Raw genomic sequence first — 23,457 nt, 5'->3', positions numbered from 1 at the left:
TTTGACCAGAAAAACGCATCAAAAAGCATCCCCCAAAGGCAGGTAGTTGACTAAATCAAATATTCTTTTTTACGGAATCGTTCTCGGCATCGTTTGCGTAAAAATATACCCCTTGATTATGCTGTTATGTGTTGTTTTTAGATAATTTCGATCATCAACCTGTAGCAACCTTATCGAACACGGATCTGAATCAAAAGCGAACAATAATACGATAGTTCAACCCTGATGAAAGCCCAGCTTAATTAGCCCTTTTTCCATTTCAATCATTGCTGTTTTAAAACTGAACCTATATGGTACCGGCATCGTCATGCCTGCTATTCCACTGTATGAATTATTGATCATTTATAAATTCTACTGACATGAAAACAAATCAGATTTTATTGTCGGCTATGTTAGCCGGCGTTCTTGCTATGGGCTGTAAAAAGGAACACGCCTCCGATGTAGCAAACATTACTCCCGATGTAATTGCGGCAGTGGGTGTTGGTGCAATGGCCAACGTAACGATTACACAAACCATTATTGTAAAAGCAGGAGAAACCTATGACGGCAAGGGTAACACTATTATTGCGCAGGGTCTTGGCGATGGTAGTCAGGCAGAAAATCAGAAACCTATCTTCAGACTGGAGAATGGCGCAACATTGAAGAATGTAAAGATCGGTGCTCCTGGTTGCGATGGGGTGCATGTATATGGTAATGCAACGCTGGATAACGTAGAATGGATAGATGTAGGAGAAGATGCCATGACGCTGAAGTCAAAAGGAACGGTTACGCTGAACAACTGTATTGCGAAGAATGCATACGATAAGGTGTTGCAGATAAATGCAGATGGCACAATTAACATCAACAACTTCAGGGTGACGACTTTTGGTAAGGTATTACGCACGAATGGCAGCGGACAATATAATGTAACGGTTACGATCAATGGAGGTACTTTCTCCGGCGGTACCAATATCGTACGTACCGAGAGCAAGAACCTGAAAGTGCGTTACAGGAATATGACGACATCCGGTGTGACTAAACTCTGGGAAGTACCCAGTGCCTCACAGGTATCGACTTATTAAAATAAAGGAGGCGGTCTTTTACAGACCGCCTCCTTTATTTTGTTGAACACGCTTGTTAAGAGCATCAGCTTATCTTGAAGTACCAGTGTTTATTTGATACCCAGTTTCTTTGCTATATCGGCGGGGATTGCCTTTTTGTTCACCATGATGCTGGTGGTTTTGTACGCAAAGTAAGGCTCAGAAGCGTAGAAGTAACCGTTACCTGGATTGGCAGTACCCCATGAGTTTTTCACACGGAAGAATACTTTACCATTCTGGTCTTTCGCCATACCTACGATGTGCATACCGTGATCATCCTGTGTTTCGTAGTTGTCGAAAGCCTGCTGACGCAGTTCAGGAGTGATGGTCAGTTCTTTTACCGGCTCGGTGAATGCTTTCTGCAGCTGATCAGGTGTCAGGGCAGCAACATCCGGAACGATTGCCAGACCCTGTGCAAAGTTGAAACCTTTTTCGCTTACGTCAGCAGCCCAGGCGATAGTATAACCATTCTGGATTGCGTTTTCTGCAATGGTAGTCAGGTCGTTTAAAGTAACGTTGTACATTTTATCCCAGTTCCAGTTGTCTGGTACTTCCAGCACGAACTGTTCATAGTATGGGTGGTGTGTGAAGGAGGTGACCATTACATAGTCATCTGCATCCAGACCCAGGTCTTTTGCGAAAGTCCTGGAGGTATAAGATTTACCGTTGTATTCGAATTTTTCAGGAGCGTCGCCGATGTAAGCATTCAGGACACCGTCAACAGCTTTGTTCCAGTTTGGGTTGATGGTCGTTTCGGTAGCACCGATTTTTTTCACCACACCTTCCAGCAGCGCTGTCATTTCGGCATGATTGTATGTTTTTACGCGGTTGCCATCATATACGCTCTGAGGTACCAGACCATACTGACGGAGACACAGCAGGTCATCCGGGAAACCACCACCTTCTCCGAAGTTGGCTTTACCATGCATACGCACATAATTCGCTGCCTTCAGCGGGTACATTCTCCTAACAACGAACATTTCACTCAGGTTGACATCTTTACCCTTGCCATTGCGGAGAGCTTCTGCCTGGAAGAAAGAAAGACCGGAGAAAGACCAGCAGGTACCTGTGTTACCCTGGTTTTCAACATCACCTGCGTCCAGGTTCTTCACAACAGTGAATTTGTAATTACTGCCTTCTTTATTGGTTGTTTGTGCAATCGCCGCTGTAGAACAGAAAACGGCAAGGCATAGCGCCCATTTCTTCATTCTTAATGGTGTTTTAGCTTTTGTTGTAAAATAAAGAGGTCGAATCTAAGCTAAAACGGTCATTTTTAAAGACTAAAGATTGATGAATGGGGGATGCAATAGATTGCAGGTGGCTGGAATCTCAATCCTGCGGCCATTGGTATTGGTCGCGGGTTATTTCCCATTTCCAGAGTTGCTCGGGATCTTCTCCTACAAAATGCATCCCTGATTTCTGGAGCACTTTGACGGCTGCATTGTATTCTTCTTCTGTGTGGGCAACGACTTTGTTCACGTAGGAATGACTGAACGCGAAGCGTACGAGTGCCTGAGTCAGTTCTGTACCATAGCCTTGTTCCCGGTAGGGAGCAGAGATTTCATAACCGATTTCAACAGTTCCGTCTTTGTCGGGGCGTCCTTTAAAGCCACCGGCACCAATCAGGCATTTGTCTTCTTTGTGGATAACGAGGTAGAAAAACCAACCCAGCATAGAGGGGTCATTACGCAGTTTATCGTAAGCAACGAGGATTATTTCCGGATACTCGGTCCAGGGTTCGGGGATACGGATGTGGAGTAACTCACTCAATACCTCCTCGCCCTGCAACAGCGCTTCGAAATACTGCAGGGTACATGATAACAATTGGAGACGGGAGGTCAGGATCATGGCCGAAAGCTAGTAAACGATTTTGGAAAACGCAAGAGGCAAAGGAGGTTAAAAAATATTAATTATCAGGGATAAATACAGTAGCTGCAATGATGTTGCGAGGGAGTTTTACTATGTATTCCGGGGCTGTACTGTGGGTGGGACAATTACGAATGAGGGACGCTATCAGTGCCCGCCGGCATCATTCGTAATTGCTTTTCCACAGCTATATAATTGTAGTAATAAGACTCATATTAGTGGGCCTGTAACCAGTTGACGCCAATACCTATTTCAACATCTACCGGTACCGCCAGTGGCAGGGCATTGCGCATACCATCCTGGATCAGTGGTTTGATCTGCTCTATTTCATCTTTATGCACATCAAAGACCAACTCGTCATGTACCTGCAATATCATGCGGGAACGGAGGTTTTCTTTTTTGAGCGTTTTATGGATAGAGATCATCGCCAGTTTAATCATATCGGCCGCAGTACCCTGTATCGGCATATTGATGGCGTTACGCTCCGCGTAACCTCTTACCACCGCGTTGGAAGAGTTAATGTCTTTCAACCAGCGTTTACGACCCAGTAAGGTTTCCACATAGCCGTTCTGCTGGGCGGATTTTATCTGGTCATCCATGTACTTTTTGATGGATGGGTATTGTGCAAAGTAGTTGTCGATCAGTGTTTTGGCTTCTCCCCTGGCAATACCCAGGTTCTCCGACAGACCGAAGGCGCTCACCCCGTATATGATACCGAAGTTCACACTCTTGGCATTCCGGCGCATATCCGCAGTTACATCAGCCAGTTCAACACCATATACCTTTGCCGCGGTGGCAGCATGGATATCCAGTCCCTGACGGAAGGCATCGATCATGTGTACGTCGCCACTGATAGCGGCGATGATACGTAATTCGATCTGGGAGTAATCCGCAGACATCAATACGTAATCTTCATTTTTCGCAACAAATGCCTTACGTACTTCGCGACCTCTGTCGGTACGGATCGGAATATTCTGGAGGTTCGGGTTGTTGGAACTCAGACGACCGGTTACTGCTACTGCCTGGTTATAGGAAGTGTGTACACGGTTGGTACGCTTGTTCAGCATCAGCGGCAACGCATCCACATAGGTGGATTTCAGCTTGCTCAGTTCGCGGAATACCAGGATGTCTTCTACAATCTGGTGTTTATTGGCCAGTTTTGCCAATACGTCCTCACCGGTAGCGTATTGGCCAGTCTTGGTCTTTTTCGCTTTAGGATCCAGCAGCAGTTTTTCAAACAGCACCTCTCCCAGTTGTTTAGGAGATGCGAGGTTGAAGCGGACACCCGCCTGTGTATATACACTTTCTTCTGCGCGTTTGATCTCTGTTTCAAGTTCACGGGAGTAATCGGATAAAGCCTGAATATCCAGCGCAATGCCCTCATATTCCATATCTGTCAGTACTCTTACCAGTGGGTTTTCCACGTCATAGAATACTTTATCTACCGCTTTGAGGGGCAATAAAGGAGCGAATTTCTCTTTCAGCTGCAGGGTGATATCGGCATCTTCTACTGCATATTCCTTGATCTTGTCGATCTCCACATCCCGCATATTGCCCTGGCCTTTTCCTTTTTTACCGATCAGGGTTTCGATAGAAACAGGTTCGTATTGCAGGTATTGTGCACTGAGCAGGTCCATACCACGACGGCCTTCCGGCTCGATAAGGTAGTGGGCCAGCATGGTATCGAAGACAGGACCGTTGAATTCAACCCCGTACCATTTCATCACGATCATATCGTATTTGATATTCTGACCAATGAGGGTAATATGGGTAGTATTGAACAGTGGCAGGAAACTATCTACAATAGCTTGTGCCTGTGCTTTGTCAGCCGGAACGGGAATATACCAGCCCTCTCCTGCTTTGATGGAGAAGCTCATCCCCACCAGGTCAACCGCATTGGCATCTGTGCCGGTTGTTTCTGTATCAAAAGAGATCTCCTGTTGTTTCAGGAGGAGTTCTAAGAGCTCCGCTCTTTTTTCAGGCGTATCTGCCAGGATATAATTATGCGGAGTGTTGTTGATATTCTTATCAGCCACCATGATACTGAGCGGTACGTCCTGTGCTTCTTCGCTAACCGGTGGTGCGGCGCCCTGTATTTCATTGCCGAAAAGATCCAGCTGTACTTTAGGAGGCGTTGCCGGTTCTGCAGCAGGCGTTGCGAATCCATCACCCAGAATACGTTTACCCAGGGTTTTGAACTCCAGTTCTGTGAAAACTTCTATCAGCTGTTCCCTGTTAGGGTCTTTAATACAGAAATCTTCTTCATGGAAAGTAACCGGTACATCTGTGATGATGGTGGCCAGTTGTTTGGAAAGAACGGCACTTTCTGCACCGGCCTTGATCTTCTCTCCCATTTTTCCGCCGATCTTGTCCGCATTCGCAATCACTTCTTCTACGGAGTGATACTGAGACAAGAGTTTCATCGCCGTCTTCTCTCCCACACCAGGGATACCCGGGATGTTATCTACAGCATCCCCCATCAGTCCGAGGATATCTATTACCTGGTGAACATCGGTGATCTGCCATTTTTCACACACTTCCTTCGGACCAAGAATTTCTTCTTTGTTGCCCATGTAAGGAGGTTTGTAGATAAACACATTGTTTCTTACCAGCTGACCATAGTCTTTATCGGGGGTTACCATGTATACGTCGTAACCGGCATCAGCAGCCTGCCATGCCAGGGTGCCTATCACGTCATCTGCTTCATAGCCATCCAGTTCAACAACAGGTATATTGAAGCCTTTGATGATGCGTTTGATATCGTCCAGTGAATCGAGGATATCTTCCGGCGCATCCATACGGTTGGCCTTATAATCAACAAAGGTGGTGTGTCTTTCGGTGGGGGCATGCGTGTCAAACGCCACAGCCATGTGGGTTGGCTTTTCCTTATTGATGAGGTCCAGCAAGGTGGAGGTAAAACCGAACTGTGCGTTGGTATTTCTCCCGGTGCTGGTCAGGCGTGGATTTCTGATCAATGCATAGTACGCGCGATAGATGAGCGCCATTGCATCCAGTAAAAACAATTTCTTTTGCATCTGCCAAAAGTAAACAATTAGGAATTACGAATGACGAATTAGGAGTTGGGGAAAGAGAGTGTACGAGCTGTAATTCAGGTGAAAAAATCAAACAATAAGCAGGTAGAAATCAGTATTGGAAAGCGTCGGTTAATGACCTTTTTTCTGCTAAGAAAATTTGTACAAGGAAGCTTGACAGCGGGATGTGAAAACGGGCAATGTATGTGTGTATAACGCAAAGCGTGTTAACGTAAGCGGACAAGGGATGCGTTGGACATTGCCTGTAAAAAAGGATATTTGCGTAGCAAAGCGTAACGACATGAAGAAAATATATCATTTATCTACCTGCACCACCTGTAAGCGTATATTGGAGGAAGTGAAGGCAAAAGAGAACGGATTTGTGCTGCAGGATATCAAGACAGAAAAGATCACTCCTGCACAGCTGGAAGAGATGCATGCGTTGGCAGGTACTTATGAGGCACTGTTCAGTCGCCGGTCACAGAAATACCGTCCGATGGGATTGCATGAAAAAGAACTGACGGAGAATGATTACCGCGATCTGATATTGCAGGAGTATTCTTTCCTGAAGCGTCCGGTAGCGATTGTTGGCAAACAGATATTTGTGGGTAGTGATAAGAAAGCGGTAGAAGGATTAACTGCAGCTGCAGCGAAGTAAGTTACCTGAAAAGATAAAAAAGAGAAGCGTCCACCTTGGCGGACGCCTCTCTCTTATTTTATGTATATCCCGAATATGTTAGTTGTTCTGCTGGAGCTGTGCGACCCATTTCCTCACTACATCTTTATACTGCTCCATATCCTGCTCATGTTCAAATGATTTGAAGTCGAATTTATCGGCAGCTTCGAGTGCTTTTTTAAGGTCGAATGTATGCTGCGGGATATTGTAGAAATATCCTTTTTTCATGAGGAACTTACCCAGGTATTCCTGTTCTGACTGCCCAGGCGTCGGGATCAGGATGGCCTTTTTATTCAGCTTCACCAGGTCCATCAGTGTGGTATAGCCGGAACGGCTCAATACCATTTTGGACGCCAGCATAGCTTCATTCAATTCCTTGGCATTCATGTGGTTAACCTGCTGTACACCCGGAGCGATCTGTTTCTTCTCTGGGGTACCTGGTTTACCGCTGACGATCAGGGCGCTTATCTGTAAAGATCCGATCTGGTCAAGTATCATTTTCTCCAGGTTGGAACGTTGAGGTTCCGGACCGGAGATGAGTACCAGCAGATCATATTGTTGTTTTACGTCCTGACGGTCTTCAAAACGGCTGAGACAACCCAGGTAGGTTGTATTGGCCGGCAGCTTTGAAGGATGTGCCAGGATACCGGAAAGGTTATGGGTGTCAGCATAGTCAGGGATCCAGCAGGCGCCGTACCGGTTGATATAGCGGTAGTTGAGTGCCTGTAGCCACTTTTCGATGAAACCACCGAAAGGCGTCTTGATCAGTAACTGATGTGAGATGAAAACAGTAGGTATTTTGCTATGGTACAGACCAAAGCGGTTGTCCGAAATCACGGCATCTATCTGATGCGCTACCACCATTTTTTCCAGCCATTGCTGTTCGAATTTGATCGCATTCAGGATCTTAGGGATCTGCTGTATGATTTTCCAGCCGAAAAACCAGCCTTTTTGTGCGTATTCGATGCGATAACCAGGTAAGGGAAGGATCGTCAGTTCCGGGAACTCCTGCTGCAAGAGAGCGGCATGTTTACCCTCTGCTGCAATAACAACCTTGCAGCCAGCGTTTAATAGTTCATGGATAAGCGGGATGTCGCGGGTGGCATGTCCCAATCCCCAGTCGAGCGGGACTATGAGAATCGTTTTGCGCGTAGAAATTGTGGACAAATATTTGAAATTTTTACGAAATTAGCTTAATTTAGAAAAGCGCACTGTTAAGAAACGGTAAACTCTCGTACGGACAGGCTTTATAATAAAGTGAACTAACTTAAGAGTAATATGAGAATAAAAAAATGGATGACTATCTTTCTAGTGTGCGGTAGTCTTATCATTGTAAGTCAGGGTTGTAAGGTATTGAAGAAGAATGACTGCGGATGCCCTACCATGAATAAAAAACGTATGCACTAAGTAATAAGTACTTTGTCTTTTGCCGTTGAGTTCCCGATCTTGAAGGAAAACTTGTGACATCCAGTTGTTATATACGCCAAGCCGCTTACACCTATATGGAAACGCCTTTAACAATTTTAAGGGAACAGTCAAATTATTCAAATGAAACAGGTTGAGAGGGACTTATTGATCTTACTGCATGAGGATCGGTATAGCGAACAACAGATTCAATATGCAGTGAAGCAGATCAGCGATATGCTTACGATGGTTGAGACCATGGAATACCTATGTAATGTTATGGAAGTTGCTGATTGCAACAAAAACCGCATCACCAGCAAACGATCTGTACTACAGAAAGCATTTTCCAGGAAGGAGCATAAAGCATTCGAATTCATCGTCCACAAGAACTAATCTCACAGCTTCGCGGATTATTTCATGACCATACATTGATCATGTGACCCCTGATGTGCCCTATTGATAACAATCCGCTGTTCGTCTTTTCCAGACACAATAAATTCATAATTGATTCGTAGGTTTGCCGCCAAACAAAAGTTGTTGTGATGTCAGACTTTACGCATCTGCATGATTATCTGTTACCAATCTCCAAAGGCAGCCTGAATAATGACCAGGCATATGACGACTTCCAGATCGGCGGTGTTACCGATGCTTATGAGGAAGGTCATATCCCCAATCTCGATGCAGCAGACGTGGTCCTCCTCGGCGTAAGTGAGGACCGTGGATATGGTCCCGGTAAAAGAGGACCAGAATCGCCGGACATCGTCAGAAGCGAATTTTACAGTTTATATTACTGGCACAGAGACGTCAAAATAGCTGACCTGGGTAATCTTCGTAAAGGGGTTAGTCTGCAGGACACCTATGCCGCCTTAAAAACGGTACTGGCAGAACTGATCAATTCCAATAAAACAGTGATCCTGTTAGGCGGTTCCCATGACCTGACCTATGCACAATACAAAGCCTACGCTTCTCAGAAATATGTGATCGAAGTAACCGTTGCAGATGCCATCATCGATCTGAAGGAAGAATCACAGGTGCCGGCAGATAAGTTCCTGATGGAAATGCTGACGGAACAACCTAATTACATCCGCCATTATAATCACCTCGCTTTTCAGAGTTACTTTATACATCCCCATATGATTGAGACGCTGGACAAACTGCGTTTCGACTGTTATCGCCTGGGAAGGGTAAGAGAAAACCTGGAAGAGATAGAACCCGTACTGCGTAACACAGACCTTTTCAGCATCGATATCAATATTATCAAGCATAATGATGCGCCGGCCAATACCCTCTCTCCTAACGGACTGGGTGGTGATGAAGCCTGCACATTGGCACGTTATGCCGGTATGAGCGGAAGACTCAGCACCTTCGGTGTGTATGGCTACCGTCCGGAAAGAGACCGGGAGTCGCTGACAGCCAAACAGATTGCTCAGATGCTCTGGTATTTTGTGGATGGTATTGCCATCAGAAAAAAAGAAGCGCTGCTGGAAGAAAGAGACGGATTTTATGAATTCAATATCGTTTGTGCAGATATCGATACCGTGTTTTTGAAGAGTAAAAAGACCGGTCGCTGGTGGATGGAACTGCCGGGAAAAGGGAAATCAAAAGAGAAGAGTTTCCTGCCTTGCTCCTATGGTGATTATCTGATGGCGAGCAATAACGAAATACCGGAGAGGTGGTTGAGACATCAGGAAAGATTGTAAGTTTACAGATATGTCACAAACCAGGAAGACGCGTGCCCGCATTAGTTACATTCAGAATATTCAGGATATCGTATTGATCGGTATCGGAGTTTTACTGGCAGCCGTCGGGCTGAAAGGATTTCTGTTACCTAATGGCTTCCTCGATGGAGGTGTAACGGGTATTTCCCTGCTGATAAGCCGGCTCACGGGCTGGTCTATCTCGGTATTGCTGATTGTGATCAATATCCCGTTTATTCTGCTGGCGTACAGACAATTGTCTGTTGCGTTTACCATCAGGGCGCTCTGCGCGATCCTCGGACTGGCCGCTGCCCTGGTGTTTATTGATGTACCGACTATCACCAGTGACAAACTGCTGATCGCTATTTTCGGTGGCTTCTTTCTTGGTGCAGGTATTGGTATGTCAGTAAGAGGTGGTGCGGTACTTGATGGAACCGAAGTACTGGCGCTTTACATCAATCGGAAAACGGTGTTGTCTATGGGTGAAGTGATCATGTACTTCAACATTGTGATATTCAGTATTGCAGCAGTACTGATCAATGTGGAAACAGCCTTGTATGCGATGCTGACCTATCTGTCGGCCTCTAAAACCGTTGATTTTATCATCCAGGGTTTTGAAGAATACATTGCACTTACCATTATCTCCAATGAAAGTGAACTCATAAGAAAAACCCTGACCTTGTCACTTCGTAAAGGCGTAACTGTTTTTAAGGGACAGAGTGGATTCGGCAAACGCGGATCTGTTGACAGGGATATTGATATCATCTATACTGTTGTTACCCGTCTGGAAGTACACAAGATCATCGATGAGATCGAGAAGATCGATGAAAAGGCTTTCATTGTGCAACACAATATCAACGATACCAAAGGCGGCATGATCAAACGCCGCGCTACCCACCATTAAACTCAGGAGTGTTTGCCCAGGAGCTCTACGATACGTGTTTTCAGGAAAGCGGCTTTGTTATCGGTAACGATCATATCATCGTCCAGACCGGATAAGGTGAGCGGTCTTTTCTTTTCTACACGCACATCAATGTCTTTGAAATAGGTTTCTCTTTTTTCTTCCCATTGCTGTTGAGAGATCTGGAGGGTTTGCCGGCGATTGTTGTCCAGGTTATCATACAGTTCGGTGTATACGCTGTGCAGCAGGCTATCCATCTGCGTATAATACTGGAGGGCGCAATTAAAATTGCTTTTTCCTTCTGACAGACATTGCTGATAGCGCTTCTCAAGAGAGTCAACGGCAGTTTTGCTGGTTTGTGCGAAAACATTCAAACAGATGCACAACGGTAAACAAAGGATAAGGCGTTTCATAGGATTGAACAATTAGGGTTGCAAATATAATAAATTATAAATATGTGAGATTGGCTGTTTTCAGGGATAAAATGAAGACAATCTGCAAAAAAAAGAGGCTTCCACACATTGTGGAAGCCTCTTTTTTATAATAACAGCGATAAAACTGTAAAAATTAAAGCAGGATCAGATTACTACCAGTTCATAGAAGTCTTCAGGAGACAGGTATTCCTGTGCTAATTCCTGTAATTCTTCGGCGGTGATCGTCTTGATGGTATTGATGTTATTGTAGAAGTAATTTTCATCCAGTCCGTTCAGGATCAGATTTTTCCAACGCTGGATCACTTCGAATGCGCCATCCAGGTCTCCGAGAATAGAACCGATCATGAAGTTGCGCACCAGGTGCAGTTCTTCTTCAGGTACGATCTCTTTCTGGAGGGTACGCAGTTCTTTGTAGATCTCTTCGATGGTTGCTTCGCATACATCACGTCCGGCTTCTGTCTGGATATTGATAGCGCTGGACTGGCGGAAGTTATAGAGCTGAGAGTGTATCCCGTAGGTATATCCTTTTTCTTCGCGGATATTGCTCATCAGACGGGAGCCAAAGTAGCCGCCCAGTATGGTGTTCAACACCAGCATTTTAGGGAAGTCGGGATGGTAGCGGTTCGGAAATGGACGAGCCACACGAACGGCTCCCTGTACACCATTTTCATCATTGAAGATGCGGAACTTCTTCTCTTCTGCGGCCATAATAGAGATCTCAGGACGAATGATAGATGCTTCTCCGTTCCATTTCGTTTTACCGAAATATTCGTTCAGCATTTCTATCATATTTGCCGGCAGGTGACCTGCTACAAAGATCTTACAGTTATTGTAGGTGTAATGTTGTTTGTAGAAAGCCTGCATAGTGGCTGACTGCAAAGCGTCATAGGCTTCCATGCTGCTCACTCTGCCATATGGGTGAAACTCACCGAAGAGGTAGCGGTCAATATGCCTGTTGGCTACGAAGTCGCATTTCTGCAGATTTACCGCCAGTCTTTGTTTCATATTCTGACGGAAGATCGCGAGTTCTTCTTCTGGAAAAACCGGATCAAGGATCACTTCCTGTAATACGGGCACCAGATCAGCAAAGTGTTTGGTGAGGCAGTGCAGCGTATAGGTTGCATATTCATGATGACTGTTCCGGTTCAGATATGCACCGAAGTAGTCGATATTTTCATTGATCTGGAGGGCAGAAAGTTTTCCACTACCATTCTTCATAAGGAAGTTGGTGGCGGATGCAACCAGATTTTCTGATTCATACCAGCTGCCACCCGGGAATACCAGTTCCAGCTGTAAAGTATCCTGTTCGTCTGATTTGATGATATGGACAGGGATGCCATTGTCCAGTGTGACCTTTTCGTAAGGTCTCAGCTTGATATCGAAGGCCGTGGCATCTTTTATTTCAGGGGCAATTTTCCGGTTTATCATTAATCTAAAAGCATATTTATTTACAAAGGATTAAACGATGTCAGTTGTGTATGAACATCTTTATCCTGCGTAATAGTAAATCGTATTGGAATTTTTCTCGTCGAAAAGATGTTGTGCTTCTTCATGCATTTCGGCCGCTGTTACGGCTTCGTAATGACTGAATTCATTATTCATGAGAGAAGCGTCACCGATCAGTTCATAAAATGCCAGGTTATTTGCCCTGTTGAGCAGTCCCATATCTTCAAAAGCCAGCATACTTTCCACCCTGTTTTTTACTTTCTGTAATTCTCTTTCAGGGATGATGGTTTGCTGTACTTTATCGAGTTCTTCCTGCACGGCTTTTTCTGCATCTTTCATTTTCACACCTTTCACCAGTTTGCCTTCGATGGTCAGCAGACCGGCATCGAGTGTACCGAAATGATAACAGTCAATATTGCTGAACAGTTTTTTCTCTTTTACGAGTACCTGGTTGAGACGGGAAGAAGCGCCGCCACCCAGAATGTCAGAGATCAGGTCTGTGGCGTAATAACCTTTGCCTGTACGACCAGGCATGTGGTAGCATTTATACAATGCATCCAGTGGCACATTGGCTTTCACTTCCAGTTTATGCGCTGCCGTCTGTGGTGGTTCCGGTGCGATATTACGCTGCATGCGTTCTCCACCAGGAATATCACCGAACCATTTTTCTGCCAACGCTTTTACCTGTGCGGTCGTCACGTGACCACCTACCACGAGGATTGCATTGGCCGGACGGTAATGTTTGAAGAAGAAATCTTTTACATCCAGCAGTGTTGCATTTTCGATATGAGAGAGTTCTTTTCCGATGGTCATCCATTTATAGGGATGGGTGGAATAAGCAAGGTCTCTCATTTTGTGCCATACGTCACCGTAAGGCTTATTGATGTAGTGTTCTTTGAACTCTTCGGATACTACTTTACGCTGTACGTCCAGGCTTTTTTCGCTGAATGCGAGTGAGAGCATACGGTCGCTTTCCAGCCAGAATGCGGTTTCGATATTCTCTGCCGGCAGTTGTATATAGTAGTTGGTCAGATCGCTGGTAGTGTAGGCGTTGTTTTCGCCGCCGGCCATCTGTAAAGGTTCATCGTATTCAGGAATGTTGATGGAGCCGCCGAACATCAGGTGTTCGAATAGGTGTGCAAAGCCGGTCTTTGTTGGATCTTCATCACGTGCGCCCACATCGTACATCACGTTTACCACTGCCATTGGAGTGGTATGGTCTTCATGCACAATCACGCGCAATCCGTTGGCTAAAGTGAATTTATTGAAATGAATCATATTTCCCTGTTTATGAGAGTTGCAAGTTAACTAAAAGAATGGGAGAATGGACCGCTACTATTTTTCCAGGAATAACTCGCGTCCGGTATAATTAATCGTAATGGATTTGAACTGGCGCCATACCATATAACCAATAGAGCCGGCCATTTCGCGGATAGAGCCGGCATCATTCACATCTTTGCTATAGCTGGCTCCAACCTGTGTCAGCTTTGTGCTGCCCAGTTCAAGGGCGGGCAAACTGGTATTGGTGTAGGTTAAATCTTTATACAGATCACCTACTTTATCGGTGCTCAGGATGGGCAGACGGGTATTTAAGTGATGTTTTTCCACATAAGGGAAGTTAAAAAGGATACCGTATTCTCCGCCTGAAACGAGATGATAGTAACTGTTGAGCGTCTGACCGTCGGGCAGGGTAATTGTGCCTTCCAGTGCCGGCGTTTCAAAGTTCCTGGTGAGTGTCATTCTTTGTCCGGGTGTATTAGGCGGTGTCTTTTGTGCACGGTAAAGCTCTAAAACTTCTTTCTCATAATCGATCTTCACGATGAATGCCTTGAGCAGGTCTACGCCAATAATACCGTCGATAGTGACGGGAATATCATTGAATTCGGTGAGGGGTTCGATATATACTTTGACGAAAGGAAGCCTGGTCTTTTCAAAAAACAGGACGCTGAGCTCTGCGGTCGGTACTCTGACCACAACGGCATCTGTACCACTGAGTCCACCGTTGTTTTTCGTTTTCAGTTGCAGCCGGTCGGCTGTCTGTTGCCGCAGGGTAGTTACTTCTGCCCCGGTATCAAAAATGAAGTGCAGACTGTCTACAACACCGGTAGGCGTTACGCCTGAAAGGGCGCAGCTAATCACCATGTAACGGTCGAACAGCCGGAACGGGACCGTTGCAGTTGGTTTCTGAATGGCCGGTACCTGTGCAAAGAGGAATACCGGCAGGCATACGAGTATGGCAAAAAGGTACTTTCTCACGATGAACATTATCTCCTTTTAACGGGATGGCCCCACACAGATTTCTAACGGAGGAATGTGCAATGTATTATATCAGGCGCTTATAATATGCTTTTGATCTGCATTTTTTTTATCAGCAACTCTTTGTTGCGCATGATCAGGAGTGAAGGACGGGTGCCTACATTTTTCAGCAGATCGCGGTATATCTGCAAATTGTTGGAAAAGGTATTGTTGATCGCCATGATAATGTCGCCTTTCTGCAAACCGGCTTTTTCAGCGGGAGAACCTTTGATAATATCCGTGATCTCTACCCTGCCATCTATGAGGTAGATGATCAGGCCCGTGTAGGAGTAGTCAAAAGGGTCTTTATAATGCGAGTTAGGTATCAGGTAGATCTCCTTTTTGCCGTAGTTGAGTATCAGGTTAAACCGGCGCAGGAGGTCGTTGCCGACCATTCCTCCCAGGAAAGGATAGGCGGTGACATTGGTGACGTCGTCAAAGAGGTAAACGGGTACATTCCGGAAGGAGTAGTTGCCGATCTTGAATTCCTGTAAAGTGGTGATATCCATGTTCATTTTGCCGCCCAGTCCCTGTGCTTCCGTTTGAATGACTTTACGTTGTCTTTTCCGGGAAGACAGAATCGCGCTGTCCTGTACAAACTGATGGGACAGCAGCAGGCACATTCCTGCGCCGGTGTCAAAATAGTAGCGGTTGAAGTGCTGTGCTTTCCCGTTTTTCAGGAAAGCATTGACGATGGGGATCAGCGTCAGCGATGGGCGCATCAGGTGACCGCCTCTCGGATAATTGAATTTTCCTTTCTGGTAGATGGAAATGGTTTCTGTGTCGTAGTCGACCTGCACAATGTATTTACTTAACAGGCTATATCCTATAATACCATCGATCTGCAAGCCATATACCTGGCTGATAAGCTCATAATCATTGATGTGGAAGTCCAGGCTATCCACCTGTAAACCAGGCAATAACAGTGTTTTGTCCATGGCGAAGGCCACGGTTTTTGAACCTCCTACCCCTCTGACAATACGGTCAGTAGGCGTCAGTTTAATGCCCAGTTGCAGACAGGTACTGGTATCCAGCGAAATACCGGCGCTACCGGTGTCCAGGATGAACTGGAGTGTATCGGGAATGCCAGCCAGACAAGCCCGGATGACGACTACGCCACCATAATACTGTTTGAACGGGAAACGGGTAATCAGCTCACCTTCTTTAGGAGTGCTTACAGGTGCAGGTGTCGTTTGCGCAGAGGCAACGTGGAACAGACACATAATGGCAATTGATATGAGCCAACAGTGCTTCAACAGCGTAGAATTTTGCATACAGAGACCGTGACAGAATAACGGTGCTATAAATTTAACATTATTCCTACCTTTGTTCATCATGGAACTGAAAGATCTATACAGGAAAGCATTAAACTTCGAGTGGCTCACACCGGAAGAAGGGATTTACCTCTTTGAAAAGGCACCGCTTGCGGAACTGATGGATGTGGCGAATGAACTGCGTAAGCAGCAGGTACCTCATGGAAAGGTGACCTGGCAGATTGACCGAAACGTGAATACAACGAACGTGTGTACGGCCAACTGTAAGTTCTGCAACTTCTACAGGGTTCCCGGTCATGCTGAGGCTTATATTACCAGCATTGACGAATACAAGAAAAAGATAGAAGAGACGCTGAAATTCGGCGGAGACCAGCTGCTGCTGCAGGGAGGTCACCATCCGGAGCTGGGGCTGAAATTCTATGTAGATACTTTCAAACAGCTAAAGCAGTTATATCCTGCTGTGAAGCTGCACGCACTCGGTCCCCCCGAAGTAGCGCATATCACTAAACTGGAAAAGAGCACGCATATCGAGGTGCTGGCTGCATTGCAGGAAGCTGGTATGGCCAGTTTACCGGGAGCAGGCGCTGAGATTCTGAATGACCGCGTACGCCGTCTTATTTCCAAAGGAAAATGCGGTGCACAGGAATGGCTGGATGTCATGAGAGCTGCCCATAAACTGAATATTCCGTCATCAGCTACCATGATGTTTGGTCACGTGGAGACACTGATGGAACGTTTCCAGCATTTTGCCGACATCCGTCAGGTACAGAGTGAAAAGCCGGAAGGCCATTATGGTTTTACTGCGTTCATTCCGTGGACATTCCAGGATGTAGATACGCTGTTATCACGTATCCGTGGTGTACACAACATGACAAGTTCCGAAGAGTATATCCGTATGATCGCTATGAGCCGTATCATGCTGCCGAATATCAAAAACATCCAGGCTTCCTGGCTGACAGTAGGTAAGCAGGTAGCGCAGATCTGTCTGCACGCCGGTGCAAACGACTTCGGTTCTATCATGATCGAGGAGAATGTGGTGAGCGCTGCTGGTGCTCCGCACAGATTCACCTACCGCTCTATGCAGGAAGCGATCAAAGAAGCTGGTTTCGAACCGCAACTGCGTACACAGTTGTATGAGTTCAGAGAGATTCCGGCGGGCATACAGGAGCAGGTGATCAATTACTAATTAGGCAATTAGGAATTAGGAATTGAAATGCAGCGGAGATTAGTGCGGGTGATGTATTGAAATACTATCTTTTGTATTAATAAGAAGGCTTCATCCTTCATTGATCCTTCGTTCTTTTAACGAAAGATCAATGAAGGATGAAGCCTTCTCAGTTACTGGCGATTGTTTAAATAATGAAACAATAAAGGGTTTTAAAGACAATTATTAAATGAATTCCTAATTCGTAATTCCTAATTGACTGGAACTGTCTGGTTATCAAAGAAATGTTAATTTTCTTATTCAGTTGTAACTCTTTCTGTCTACCTCCGTCTAACAGGTAGTTAAAAGGAGGAATTATGAAAAAGTTAGGATTATTTTTTATGGCTATAGGGCTGTTGTCAATGACAGCCTGTACCAGCACCAAACTGACTTCGTCCTGGAAGACACCGGATGCCCGGATACAGCAGGAGAATAAGATCATGGTGATCGCGCTGGTACCTGCGAAAGAACGCAGTCTGCGTATACTGATGGAGGATAACCTGGTGTCAGAACTGAAGAAGGAAGGCTATAATGCGGTTTCTGCATATGCTACCTACGGGCCTGATGACAATCTTAGTAAAGGAGATGAAAAGGCGGCCCTGAAAAAATTCCGCGGCAGTGATGTGGACCAGGTGATGACGATCGCAATGGTGGACAAATCCCGAGAGAGAACCTATGTGCCGGGTTATGGCGCTTATGGTCCTTATGGTAATCCATACTATGGTGGTTTCTGGCCTTATTACAGAGGTTGGTACGGACGGATGTACGATCCGGGATACACCCAGGTCAATACGAAATATCAATGGGATACTAACCTGTATGACCTGAAAGAGAAGAAGTTATTGTACAATGCACAGTCTGCGTCAGTAGACCCTCCTACTGCTTACCGGCAGGCTTACCTGTTTGCAAAGCAGATCGTGAAAGATATGCAGAAGCAGCAGCTGATAGCAATGAAGTAGTAATTTATTAATTTTGAGGTTTGGCCGGACGCCAAACCTCATTTTATTTTATGCTGGAATTATCTGTTAATGAATCTCTTATACTAAGGCAACTGCAACCGGAACACGCGCCTGCCCTCTATCAGCAAATGGATACTTCCCGCAAGAGTCTTCGTCGTTTTCTTCCCTGGGTGGATTATAACACCCATTCAGATCATACACTGCGTTTTATTGAGATGATGCTGCGCAAAACAGAAGATCAGGAAGCCATTGCTTTTGGTATATGGTACCAGGAGCAATTGTGTGGCGTGGTCGATCTGCACAACTGGGATCATCCGCTGGAAAAAGCAGAGATCGGGTACTGGCTGGGCGAAAAGTTTCGTAGCAAAGGTATTGCCGTGAACGCCTGCAAAGCCCTTATCTCGTTTGCTTTTGAATCGCTGAGGCTGAATAAGTTAGAGATCCGCTTTGCTTTACAGAATGAGCGGAGTGCCCAGATCCCAATCAGACTTGGTTTTGCCAAAGAGGGAATTCTTCGCCACAGTGCCAAACTGCATGGGCAATATGTGGACACGGTGGTGATGGGGATACTGAAGCAGGACTGGAAACATTAGATATCACAGATCTCCACACCTTGTTTCAAAGACGCCAATTTATCAGCGCGTTTAGGCACAAATTCCTGGGCTACAAAGCCTTTGAAGCCTGTATCGTGTATCGCCTTCATAATAGCCGGGTAATAAAGTTCCTGCGTTTCGTCAATCTCATTTCTGCCTGGAACGCCACCGGTATGGTAATGCGCAAAATATTGATGATTATCCTGGATTGTACGGATTACGTCTCCTTCCATGATCTGCATGTGATAAATATCGTATAACAGCTTAAAACGATCTGAACCAATTGATTTACACAGCTCTACACCCCAGTTGGTGTGGTCACACTGGTAATCGGGATGGTTCACCTTACTATTCAGCAGTTCCATCACAATGGTTACTTTTTTCTTCTCCGCATAGCTCATAATGCGTTTCAATCCTTTTGCACAGTTTTCAATACCAGCCTGGTCGTCCAGTCCTTCCCGGTTACCGGAAAAACAGATCAGGTTTGTAAAACCGGCTTTCGATGTTTCATCTATCAGGTATTCATAGTATGTAACGAGCTGATCATGATGTGCTTCCCTGTTCCAGCCCCGGCCGATGTTCCAGTCTTTGTTGATGGAAGCCACCATGGCGCAGGTCAGGTCATATTTTTTAGCGGTGGCGAAATCTTTCGGATCCAGCAGATCAATAGAGGCAAGGCCGATTCTGTTGGCCGCCTTACACAGGTCTTCCAGTGGAATGTCATTGTAGCACCATGCACAAACGGAATGGTTGATCTGGCCTTTCAGTTTTTCTTCTACCTTGTTTTCGTGCGCCATCACACGGGTAGACAGGGATGCAAGAGATGTGGACGCAAACGCCATAGCAGCAGCCTTTTTAATCATATCGCGGCGGGAATTTTCGTTAAGCATGTTGGAAACAGTTTACGTGAAACTACGCAATTTAAAATTCCGTAGATCTGTAACGTTAAATACTTCGTAACTTTATATAGCGCCAATACGTTATACTATTTAGAGGACAATTATGTTTGATTATAGGATTACGAATACACAGAGAGAACAAATCAGCATTTTTTAATAGATTGTATTACAAAGATTTACTCCCAAAAAACGCCACAACGCCGCATCGTAATTCCCATACCGGTCAACCGTAATTTAAATTGGTAAGCTATTTGATTATACTTTGTTAACATTTAAAGCGGAGGTCTATGGAAAGAAGATTTACCCCTGCATTATGGACTTGTATTGTAATGGACCTGATAGGATGTGCAAGTTATGCCGTGCCGGTTTTAGGAGAGGTGAGTGACGTGATCTGGGCCCCAATTTCTGCTATTATTTTTTACAGGATGTTTGGCAGTAACCTGGGGGCTTTTGGAAGTGTGTTCAACTTTATTGAAGAACTATTCCCTGGTCTGGACTTCATTCCGACATTTACACTGAGCTGGGTAGTAAGAAAAGTCACGCAAAGCATCAGGGAACGCAAGACGGCTCAAAAAGTACGCAGGTACAAGGTAGCCGGTGTATAGTGCCATAAGCACCAACAAAAAAATACTAAGGTTGTAAGGTTTCAAAGCTGGAGGTATGAATGAGGAAGTACGCCCCCACCTTTGTTATCCTTTCAACCTTTCAAAAAATTCATCAACATCGGAGTCATTTTACATCAAATTTGAATAAAAAAAGGTCTCACATATATGTGAGACCTTTTACGTTTAATGTATTGTCTTACTAACCCCTTGGCATCATCATCGGAGCGCCCATCCTCATTCCCGGAGGGCCCATTCTGCGACGTTCATTTCCGCTTCCATTTCCACTACCTGCAAATTTGTTAATAAAGAAGGTGAAGCTGAGCATGAAGTATCGTTGCAATACCATGTTGTTCACGTCTTCAATATAATTTTCACCGGTATTACGTGCGATGCTTACATTCTGGTGTAACAAGTCGTAACCGGATAATTTGATCAGGCCTCGCTTATTTTTAAATACACTTTTTGAAACGAATGCATTCAGCATGGTAACGTCTACGTTGTAACCTTCAGCCCGGCCGGCATTGAGTGTATATGTGATATCACTGCCAATGATGAATCCGAGTGGCAGATTCACATTGTAGTCAAATGCAAACGAATAGTTGAAATAGTTCGTATTGTTGTTTGGCTGCACGGCATAGCGTGCACCACTGTAGTTAATATTGGCGCTGGTAGAGAAGTCAAACAGTTCCTTATAAGTATAGTTGAAATTGATACCCTGTGTAACACCAAAATTCTGTGTGTATGTTCTTGACAGTCTATCGAAATTATTTCTGCCACTTACAAAGCTTACATCTCTGAGATAATTGATGTTAGTGTTTAAACTCACGGTTGTGTTCAGTTTCTTAATCGGCAGACTGTTCACTGCATACGCACTCAAGGAGTATGCACCGTTTGCGTTCATTGGTTTCGTGTATTGTTTACCGGAAGTATCGACACGGTTGGCGTTTACAATTTTATTGCTCGTCAGACTAGCGTTGATACCGGTAAAGAAGCCTCGGAATGTGCTGTTATTGAACGTGTTATAACCCAGGTTCAGACTGTGTTGGAAGGATGGCTTCAGATCAGGGTTACCCTGTTGCACATATAGTGAGCTGGTCAGATCTGGCAGTGGTTGTAATTGTGTTACTGTTGGCTGTGAGGTACTACCATTATAACGCAGACGTAATCTCTTCCCTCTCTGGAAATTATAGTTGAATGATGCAGATGGATAGAAGTTTACGGTGTGCTGATCAATGCGTGTTTTACGGCTTACGTTATCATTCAGCAGACTTGCAAACTGTACATTCAGACCGAAGGTATAATCATACTTCAGTTTTTGTGTACGGATATCGATACCTGCCTGTTGTGTGGTGAATGTATTTTCAAATATGTTACTTAAACTATCATTCAGGCGATCGTATTTACCGTTATCACCATTGACATCGTAGGTAAGGTTTGTGGAAGAGCTGTAATTATTGTTCCAGGCGTAAGACAGTTCCAGGAAGCGATCTTTCATGAGCGGCTCTGTATAGGTGAGTCGTACACCCATATTGCGGCCACTGTTATCGGCCTGGGTCATTCTGTCGTAGCCGGTAAAGTAAGCATCTGTTGTATCAGAACCCAGATGTGTATCCTGTGTTTTGAAGAAGTTTTGCCTGTCGGTTGTGTTATAACCAAAAGTCAGGTTGGCGCTCAGGGTACGGCCTATTTTATGAAACTTTTTACGGAACAATGCATTCGTAGAAAAGTTAGGCGACGTAGCATGGCTTCTGTTATTGGACACACCATCAATGGTCTGGACCTTGTTTTCATCCAGGGACTGATAAGTGTTGGACGACGTTGTTCCGCCATCTGAATAGGAGAATGTAGGCGTTACAATCAATGAATGCATAGAGTCGATCTGGTATTCGACTTTCATGTTGACACGGTGATTTTTGTTATCAGTAACAGAACCTGACTGCTGATTATAATAATACGTAGTATCGGGCAGGAAGGTCTGTCGGTCACTCGTTCTCTTTGTTTCCGTTCTGGTATCGTTAATGAAATAGCTACCGTTTATTTTGAGTTTGGAATTGATATCCTGGTTATAGTTAAAACCGGCGTTCCAGTTGCGGGTGATACCGTTTGTACTATTACCACCCAGGTTGCTGATGGTGGATTGTGCCGCGCCGCGTCCGCCTCCGCCTGCACGGCCACCACCACCGCCTCCTCCCCCGCCGGAGTTACCTCCGCCGCTGAAATTGAAGACGTCATTGAATGTATAGCCGAGATTATTTACGTTGTTACCACTTCCGAGGAAGGACAATTGTTTGTTGTCGCGGAAGCTGTTCAGGCTTGCATTGACAGCGAAGCGGTCATTGTCGCCATAACCGGCGGATGCGCGGCCAAAGAAGCCCTGTTTCTTATCTTTTTTAATCGTAATGTTGATCGTTTTTTCTGTGTTTCCATCATCAATACCAGTGAATTGTGCCTGGTCTGATTTACGGTCGATCAATTGGATTTTGTCAATGATATCTGTCGGCAGATTTTTAGTAGCCAGTTTCGGGTCATCGCCGAAAAACGGTTTACCATCTACCAATACCCTTTTCACTGTTTCACCCTGTGCTGTTATAGTACCATCTTTATCTACGGTAACTCCGGGTAGTTTTTTCAGGAGGTCTTCGACCACGGCATTTTCTCTTGTTTTGAAAGAGCCGGCGTTGAATTCCAGTGTGTCTTTCTTGACGGTGATCGGCGGCACTTCCTGAATAATCTCTACCTCGTTCAGCAGCAGGCCCTTGCCTTTTAGCTGTATGGTCCCCATATCCAGCACCGGATCGGCGGCTGAAAGCGTGACGCTTTTAAATATTGGTTTATAACCCAGGAACGTGATATATATTCTGTAGTTGCCCAGGGAAACGCCTGAGAAAGAAAAGGCGCCTTTTTTATCGGTAAAGGCAGTAGCAGCAAGGGAAGAATCCCGGCCGTTCAGCAGGGCCACTGTTGCATCCGGTAAAGGATGTGCAGCAGACGAGTCGGTCAGGAGACCTTTTATCTGTCCCGTTTGCGCCTGTGTGGTCAGCGCAAACAGGAACAGTGTTATAGCAATAAGGGTAAATCTTTTCATGAAAAGAG

The 23,457-nt window shown here is 45.3% G+C and carries 20 protein-coding genes; 9 read left to right on the top strand and 11 right to left on the bottom strand.

The features are described from left to right. Positions 1-359 precede the first annotated feature (359 nt). Positions 360-1,061, top strand: a complete 702-nt coding sequence (locus CPIN_RS03530) for a pectate lyase (RefSeq protein WP_012788389.1) — start codon at positions 360-362, stop codon at positions 1,059-1,061. Between the two features lie 89 nt (positions 1,062-1,150). Here CPIN_RS03530 and CPIN_RS03525 read toward each other — a convergent pair whose 3' ends face one another. The 3 genes from CPIN_RS03525 to polA all read right to left on the bottom strand — a co-directional run bounded on the left by CPIN_RS03525 (position 1,151) and on the right by polA (position 5,980). Then, positions 1,151-2,287: a C1 family peptidase gene (locus CPIN_RS03525; protein ID WP_012788388.1), complete on the bottom strand. Its 1,137-nt coding sequence runs from the start codon at positions 2,285-2,287 to the stop codon at positions 1,151-1,153. A 121-nt stretch (positions 2,288-2,408) separates the two neighbouring features. Beyond that, positions 2,409-2,927 carry a GNAT family N-acetyltransferase gene (locus CPIN_RS03520; protein WP_012788387.1) on the bottom strand — a complete coding sequence of 173 codons (519 nt, stop codon included), beginning with the start codon at positions 2,925-2,927 and terminating at the stop codon, positions 2,409-2,411. 233 nt (positions 2,928-3,160) lie between these two features. Then, the gene (gene polA / locus CPIN_RS03515) at positions 3,161-5,980 is read right to left on the bottom strand and encodes a DNA polymerase I (protein ID WP_012788386.1); all 2,820 of its coding nucleotides are present in this window, start codon (positions 5,978-5,980) and stop codon (positions 3,161-3,163) included. Positions 5,981-6,278: 298 nt separating this feature from the next. Between polA and CPIN_RS03510 the strand changes: the two genes are divergently transcribed. After that, the gene (locus CPIN_RS03510; RefSeq protein ID WP_012788385.1) at positions 6,279-6,635 is read left to right on the top strand and encodes an arsenate reductase family protein; all 357 of its coding nucleotides are present in this window, start codon (positions 6,279-6,281) and stop codon (positions 6,633-6,635) included. 78 nt (positions 6,636-6,713) lie between these two features. Here the strand turns inward: CPIN_RS03510 and CPIN_RS03505 are convergent, their stop codons facing one another. Then, a complete protein-coding gene (locus CPIN_RS03505; protein ID WP_012788384.1) occupies positions 6,714-7,820 on the bottom strand; it encodes a glycosyltransferase in 1,107 nt (368 codons plus the stop codon). Between the two features lie 381 nt (positions 7,821-8,201). Here CPIN_RS03505 and CPIN_RS03500 point away from each other — a divergent pair, with 381 nt between their 5' ends. The 3 genes from CPIN_RS03500 (at position 8,202) to CPIN_RS03490 (ending at position 10,658) form a co-directional block, all read left to right on the top strand. Then, a complete protein-coding gene (locus tag CPIN_RS03500) occupies positions 8,202-8,450 on the top strand; it encodes a hypothetical protein (RefSeq protein ID WP_012788383.1) in 249 nt (82 codons plus the stop codon). 149 nt (positions 8,451-8,599) lie between these two features. Next, positions 8,600-9,757: a formimidoylglutamase gene (locus tag CPIN_RS03495; protein ID WP_012788382.1), complete on the top strand. Its 1,158-nt coding sequence runs from the start codon at positions 8,600-8,602 to the stop codon at positions 9,755-9,757. Positions 9,758-9,767: 10 nt separating this feature from the next. Continuing rightward, on the top strand, positions 9,768-10,658 hold the full coding sequence (locus CPIN_RS03490; protein WP_012788381.1) for a YitT family protein: 891 nt from the start codon (positions 9,768-9,770) through the stop codon (positions 10,656-10,658). A gap of 2 nt (positions 10,659-10,660) precedes the next feature. On the opposite strand, the gene CPIN_RS03485 is transcribed toward CPIN_RS03490, so the two are convergent. From CPIN_RS03485 to CPIN_RS03465, 5 genes are all read right to left on the bottom strand, one after another. Beyond that, positions 10,661-11,068: a lysozyme inhibitor LprI family protein gene (locus CPIN_RS03485; RefSeq protein ID WP_012788380.1), complete on the bottom strand. Its 408-nt coding sequence runs from the start codon at positions 11,066-11,068 to the stop codon at positions 10,661-10,663. 165 nt (positions 11,069-11,233) lie between these two features. After that, positions 11,234-12,517 carry a M16 family metallopeptidase gene (locus CPIN_RS03480; RefSeq protein WP_012788379.1) on the bottom strand — a complete coding sequence of 428 codons (1,284 nt, stop codon included), beginning with the start codon at positions 12,515-12,517 and terminating at the stop codon, positions 11,234-11,236. 60 nt (positions 12,518-12,577) lie between these two features. Further along, complete coding sequence (locus CPIN_RS03475; protein ID WP_012788378.1) at positions 12,578-13,813, bottom strand: M16 family metallopeptidase; 1,236 nt, start codon at positions 13,811-13,813, stop codon at positions 12,578-12,580. Positions 13,814-13,870: 57 nt separating this feature from the next. Continuing rightward, positions 13,871-14,791 (bottom strand): retropepsin-like aspartic protease, encoded by a 921-nt coding sequence (locus tag CPIN_RS03470; protein WP_187294737.1) that lies wholly within the window; start codon positions 14,789-14,791, stop codon positions 13,871-13,873. Between the two features lie 80 nt (positions 14,792-14,871). Beyond that, positions 14,872-16,086 carry an aspartyl protease family protein gene (locus CPIN_RS03465; protein WP_187294736.1) on the bottom strand — a complete coding sequence of 405 codons (1,215 nt, stop codon included), beginning with the start codon at positions 16,084-16,086 and terminating at the stop codon, positions 14,872-14,874. A 79-nt stretch (positions 16,087-16,165) separates the two neighbouring features. Here CPIN_RS03465 and mqnC point away from each other — a divergent pair, with 79 nt between their 5' ends. The 3 genes from mqnC (at position 16,166) to CPIN_RS03450 (ending at position 18,860) form a co-directional block, all read left to right on the top strand. After that, on the top strand, positions 16,166-17,290 hold the full coding sequence (gene mqnC / locus CPIN_RS03460) for a cyclic dehypoxanthinyl futalosine synthase (RefSeq protein WP_012788375.1): 1,125 nt from the start codon (positions 16,166-16,168) through the stop codon (positions 17,288-17,290). A gap of 335 nt (positions 17,291-17,625) precedes the next feature. After that, positions 17,626-18,267, top strand: coding sequence for a hypothetical protein (locus CPIN_RS03455; RefSeq protein ID WP_012788374.1), 642 nt, complete (start codon positions 17,626-17,628; stop codon positions 18,265-18,267). A 50-nt stretch (positions 18,268-18,317) separates the two neighbouring features. Then, the gene (locus CPIN_RS03450) at positions 18,318-18,860 is read left to right on the top strand and encodes a GNAT family N-acetyltransferase (RefSeq protein WP_012788373.1); all 543 of its coding nucleotides are present in this window, start codon (positions 18,318-18,320) and stop codon (positions 18,858-18,860) included. Here CPIN_RS03450 and CPIN_RS03445 read toward each other — a convergent pair. Then, a complete protein-coding gene (locus CPIN_RS03445) occupies positions 18,857-19,750 on the bottom strand; it encodes a hydroxypyruvate isomerase family protein (protein ID WP_012788372.1) in 894 nt (297 codons plus the stop codon). The genes CPIN_RS03450 and CPIN_RS03445 overlap by 4 nt on opposite strands. 296 nt (positions 19,751-20,046) lie before the next feature. Here CPIN_RS03445 and CPIN_RS03440 point away from each other — a divergent pair, with 296 nt between their 5' ends. Further along, entirely contained in the window at positions 20,047-20,364 is a 318-nt protein-coding gene (locus CPIN_RS03440; RefSeq protein ID WP_012788371.1) for a hypothetical protein, read from the top strand. 199 nt (positions 20,365-20,563) lie between these two features. Here CPIN_RS03440 and CPIN_RS03435 read toward each other — a convergent pair whose 3' ends face one another. Then, a complete protein-coding gene (locus CPIN_RS03435) occupies positions 20,564-23,449 on the bottom strand; it encodes a TonB-dependent receptor (RefSeq protein ID WP_012788370.1) in 2,886 nt (961 codons plus the stop codon). Between the last annotated feature and the right edge of the window lie 8 nt (positions 23,450-23,457).

The sequence above is a fragment of the Chitinophaga pinensis DSM 2588 genome, from assembly GCF_000024005.1.
GTDB lineage: Bacteria > Bacteroidota > Bacteroidia > Chitinophagales > Chitinophagaceae > Chitinophaga > Chitinophaga pinensis.
Note: the sequence above shows the minus strand (reverse complement) of the source record. Positions and strands in the feature narration are given on the sequence as shown.

What these genes read in the sequence shown, in the direction of transcription:
- CPIN_RS03530 (WP_012788389.1), top strand. Translation starts at nt 360, where the DNA reads ATGAAAACAAATCAGATTTTATTGTCGGCTATGTTAGCCGGCGTTCTT.
- CPIN_RS03525 (WP_012788388.1), bottom strand. Translation starts at nt 2,287, where the DNA reads ATGAAGAAATGGGCGCTATGCCTTGCCGTTTTCTGTTCTACAGCGGCG.
- CPIN_RS03520 (WP_012788387.1), bottom strand. Translation starts at nt 2,927, where the DNA reads ATGATCCTGACCTCCCGTCTCCAATTGTTATCATGTACCCTGCAGTAT.
- polA (WP_012788386.1), bottom strand. Translation starts at nt 5,980, where the DNA reads ATGCAAAAGAAATTGTTTTTACTGGATGCAATGGCGCTCATCTATCGC.
- CPIN_RS03510 (WP_012788385.1), top strand. Translation starts at nt 6,279, where the DNA reads ATGAAGAAAATATATCATTTATCTACCTGCACCACCTGTAAGCGTATA.
- CPIN_RS03500 (WP_012788383.1), top strand. Translation starts at nt 8,202, where the DNA reads ATGAAACAGGTTGAGAGGGACTTATTGATCTTACTGCATGAGGATCGG.
- CPIN_RS03495 (WP_012788382.1), top strand. Translation starts at nt 8,600, where the DNA reads ATGTCAGACTTTACGCATCTGCATGATTATCTGTTACCAATCTCCAAA.
- CPIN_RS03490 (WP_012788381.1), top strand. Translation starts at nt 9,768, where the DNA reads ATGTCACAAACCAGGAAGACGCGTGCCCGCATTAGTTACATTCAGAAT.
- CPIN_RS03485 (WP_012788380.1), bottom strand. Translation starts at nt 11,068, where the DNA reads ATGAAACGCCTTATCCTTTGTTTACCGTTGTGCATCTGTTTGAATGTT.
- CPIN_RS03480 (WP_012788379.1), bottom strand. Translation starts at nt 12,517, where the DNA reads ATGATAAACCGGAAAATTGCCCCTGAAATAAAAGATGCCACGGCCTTC.
- CPIN_RS03475 (WP_012788378.1), bottom strand. Translation starts at nt 13,813, where the DNA reads ATGATTCATTTCAATAAATTCACTTTAGCCAACGGATTGCGCGTGATT.
- mqnC (WP_012788375.1), top strand. Translation starts at nt 16,166, where the DNA reads ATGGAACTGAAAGATCTATACAGGAAAGCATTAAACTTCGAGTGGCTC.
- CPIN_RS03455 (WP_012788374.1), top strand. Translation starts at nt 17,626, where the DNA reads ATGAAAAAGTTAGGATTATTTTTTATGGCTATAGGGCTGTTGTCAATG.
- CPIN_RS03450 (WP_012788373.1), top strand. Translation starts at nt 18,318, where the DNA reads ATGCTGGAATTATCTGTTAATGAATCTCTTATACTAAGGCAACTGCAA.
- CPIN_RS03445 (WP_012788372.1), bottom strand. Translation starts at nt 19,750, where the DNA reads ATGCTTAACGAAAATTCCCGCCGCGATATGATTAAAAAGGCTGCTGCT.
- CPIN_RS03440 (WP_012788371.1), top strand. Translation starts at nt 20,047, where the DNA reads ATGGAAAGAAGATTTACCCCTGCATTATGGACTTGTATTGTAATGGAC.
- CPIN_RS03435 (WP_012788370.1), bottom strand. Translation starts at nt 23,449, where the DNA reads ATGAAAAGATTTACCCTTATTGCTATAACACTGTTCCTGTTTGCGCTG.